Source organism: Vibrio sp. 1562 (genome assembly GCF_033340155.1).
Taxonomy (GTDB): Bacteria; Pseudomonadota; Gammaproteobacteria; order Enterobacterales; family Vibrionaceae; genus Vibrio; species Vibrio alginolyticus.
In genome coordinates, this window is the sequence record NZ_JAWOVY010000062.1 from 1 (window position 1) to 3,104 (window position 3,104).

General features: G+C 55.3%; 4 protein-coding genes. 3 read left to right on the forward strand and 1 reads right to left on the reverse strand.

The genetic code is table 11. The features are described from left to right. The first annotated feature begins 406 nt into the window (after positions 1 to 406). Genes sul2 through R7Z49_RS23085 form a run of 3 tightly spaced genes read left to right on the forward strand, consistent with a single transcriptional unit; the run spans position 407 to position 2,922 of the window. On the forward strand, positions 407 to 1,222 hold the full coding sequence (gene sul2 / locus R7Z49_RS23075; protein ID WP_001043260.1) for a sulfonamide-resistant dihydropteroate synthase Sul2: 816 nt from the start codon (positions 407 to 409) through the stop codon (positions 1,220 to 1,222). Positions 1,223 to 1,282: 60 nt separating this feature from the next. After that, a complete protein-coding gene (aph(3'')-Ib, locus tag R7Z49_RS23080) occupies positions 1,283 to 2,086 on the forward strand; it encodes an aminoglycoside O-phosphotransferase APH(3'')-Ib (protein WP_001082319.1) in 804 nt (267 codons plus the stop codon). Beyond that, complete coding sequence (locus tag R7Z49_RS23085) at positions 2,086 to 2,922, forward strand: aminoglycoside O-phosphotransferase APH(6)-Id (protein WP_000480968.1); 837 nt, start codon at positions 2,086 to 2,088, stop codon at positions 2,920 to 2,922. Before aph(3'')-Ib ends, R7Z49_RS23085 begins: the two co-directional genes overlap by 1 nt. Here R7Z49_RS23085 and R7Z49_RS23090 read toward each other — a convergent pair. Then, positions 2,894 to 3,104 (reverse strand): hypothetical protein (locus R7Z49_RS23090; protein WP_206926156.1); only part of this gene is annotated, 211 nt, incomplete at its 5' end. The genes R7Z49_RS23085 and R7Z49_RS23090 overlap by 29 nt on opposite strands.

A 3,104-nucleotide genomic window follows, 5' to 3' on the forward strand; every position in this document is an offset into this window, starting at 1 on the left:
CCACCTCCGCAGCCATTTATTGGTGTGGTCTACAGAGGATTAAGTCTTTTTAGAGGGGAAAATCCCTAGAACCCCATCTCCAAACATATCAAGCGTGTCTGTATCCCACTCTATTGTAAACAAGACATTTTTATCTTTTATATTCAATGGCTTATTTTCCTGCTAATTGGTAATACCATGAAAAATACCATGCTCAGAAAAGGCTTAACAATATTTTGAAAAATTGCCTACTGAGCGCTGCCGCACAGCTCCATAGGCCGCTTTCCTGGCTTTGCTTCCAGATGTATGCTATTCTGCTCCTGCAGCTAATGGATCACCGCAAACAGGTTACTCGCCTGGGGATTCCCTTTCGACCCGAGCATCCGTATGAGACTCATGCTCGATTATTATTATTATAGAAGCCCCCATGAATAAATCGCTCATCATTTTCGGCATCGTCAACATAACCTCGGACAGTTTCTCCGATGGAGGCCGGTATCTGGCGCCAGACGCAGCCATTGCGCAGGCGCGTAAGCTGATGGCCGAGGGGGCAGATGTGATCGACCTCGGTCCGGCATCCAGCAATCCCGACGCCGCGCCTGTTTCGTCCGACACAGAAATCGCGCGTATCGCGCCGGTGCTGGACGCGCTCAAGGCAGATGGCATTCCCGTCTCGCTCGACAGTTATCAACCCGCGACGCAAGCCTATGCCTTGTCGCGTGGTGTGGCCTATCTCAATGATATTCGCGGTTTTCCAGACGCTGCGTTCTATCCGCAATTGGCGAAATCATCTGCCAAACTCGTCGTTATGCATTCGGTGCAAGACGGGCAGGCAGATCGGCGCGAGGCACCCGCTGGCGACATCATGGATCACATTGCGGCGTTCTTTGACGCGCGCATCGCGGCGCTGACGGGTGCCGGTATCAAACGCAACCGCCTTGTCCTTGATCCCGGCATGGGGTTTTTTCTGGGGGCTGCTCCCGAAACCTCGCTCTCGGTGCTGGCGCGGTTCGATGAATTGCGGCTGCGCTTCGATTTGCCGGTGCTTCTGTCTGTTTCGCGCAAATCCTTTCTGCGCGCGCTCACAGGCCGTGGTCCGGGGGATGTCGGGGCCGCGACACTCGCTGCAGAGCTTGCCGCCGCCGCAGGTGGAGCTGACTTCATCCGCACACACGAGCCGCGCCCCTTGCGCGACGGGCTGGCGGTATTGGCGGCGCTGAAAGAAACCGCAAGAATTCGTTAACTGCACATTCGGGATATTTCTCTATATTCGCGCTTCATCAGAAAACTGAAGGAACCTCCATTGAATCGAACTAATATTTTTTTTGGTGAATCGCATTCTGACTGGTTGCCTGTCAGAGGCGGAGAATCTGGTGATTTTGTTTTTCGACGTGGTGACGGGCATGCCTTCGCGAAAATCGCACCTGCTTCCCGCCGCGGTGAGCTCGCTGGAGAGCGTGACCGCCTCATTTGGCTCAAAGGTCGAGGTGTGGCTTGCCCCGAGGTCATCAACTGGCAGGAGGAACAGGAGGGTGCATGCTTGGTGATAACGGCAATTCCGGGAGTACCGGCGGCTGATCTGTCTGGAGCGGATTTGCTCAAAGCGTGGCCGTCAATGGGGCAGCAACTTGGCGCTGTTCACAGCCTATCGGTTGATCAATGTCCGTTTGAGCGCAGGCTGTCGCGAATGTTCGGACGCGCCGTTGATGTGGTGTCCCGCAATGCCGTCAATCCCGACTTCTTACCGGACGAGGACAAGAGTACGCCGCAGCTCGATCTTTTGGCTCGTGTCGAACGAGAGCTACCGGTGCGGCTCGACCAAGAGCGCACCGATATGGTTGTTTGCCATGGTGATCCCTGCATGCCGAACTTCATGGTGGACCCTAAAACTCTTCAATGCACGGGTCTGATCGACCTTGGGCGGCTCGGAACAGCAGATCGCTATGCCGATTTGGCACTCATGATTGCTAACGCCGAAGAGAACTGGGCAGCGCCAGATGAAGCAGAGCGCGCCTTCGCTGTCCTATTCAATGTATTGGGGATCGAAGCCCCCGACCGCGAACGCCTTGCCTTCTATCTGCGATTGGACCCTCTGACTTGGGGTTGATGTTCATGCCGCCTGTTTTTCCTGCTCATTGGCACGTTTCGCAACCTGTTCTCATTGCGGACACCTTTTCCAGCCTCGTTTGGAAAGTTTCATTGCCAGACGGGACTCCTGCAATCGTCAAGGGATTGAAACCTATAGAAGACATTGCTGATGAACTGCGCGGGGCCGACTATCTGGTATGGCGCAATGGGAGGGGAGCAGTCCGGTTGCTCGGTCGTGAGAACAATCTGATGTTGCTCGAATATGCCGGGGAGCGAATGCTCTCTCACATCGTTGCCGAGCACGGCGACTACCAGGCGACCGAAATTGCAGCGGAACTAATGGCGAAGCTGTATGCCGCATCTGAGGAACCCCTGCCTTCTGCCCTTCTCCCGATCCGGGATCGCTTTGCAGCTTTGTTTCAGCGGGCGCGCGATGATCAAAACGCAGGTTGTCAAACTGACTACGTCCACGCGGCGATTATAGCCGATCAAATGATGAGCAATGCCTCGGAACTGCGTGGGCTACATGGCGATCTGCATCATGAAAACATCATGTTCTCCAGTCGCGGCTGGCTGGTGATAGATCCCGTCGGTCTGGTCGGTGAAGTGGGCTTTGGCGCCGCCAATATGTTCTACGATCCGGCTGACAGAGACGACCTTTGTCTCGATCCTAGACGCATTGCACAGATGGCGGACGCATTCTCTCGTGCGCTGGACGTCGATCCGCGTCGCCTGCTCGACCAGGCGTACGCTTATGGGTGCCTTTCCGCAGCTTGGAACGCGGATGGAGAAGAGGAGCAACGCGATCTAGCTATCGCGGCCGCGATCAAGCAGGTGCGACAGACGTCATACTAGATATCAAGCGACTTCTCCTATCCCCTGGGAACACATCAATCTCACCGGAGAATATCGCTGGCCAAAGCCTTAGCGTAGGATTCCGCCCCTTCCCGCAAACGACCCCAAACAGGAAACGCAGCTGAAACGGGAAGCTCAACACCCACTGACGCATGGGTTGTTCAGGCAGTACTTCATCAACC

Bases quoted from the DNA above. Each gene is read 5' to 3' on its own strand.
- sul2 (WP_001043260.1), top strand. From the start codon at position 407: ATGAATAAATCGCTCATCATTTTCGGCATCGTCAACATAACCTCGGAC.
- R7Z49_RS23085 (WP_000480968.1), top strand. From the start codon at position 2,086: ATGTTCATGCCGCCTGTTTTTCCTGCTCATTGGCACGTTTCGCAACCT.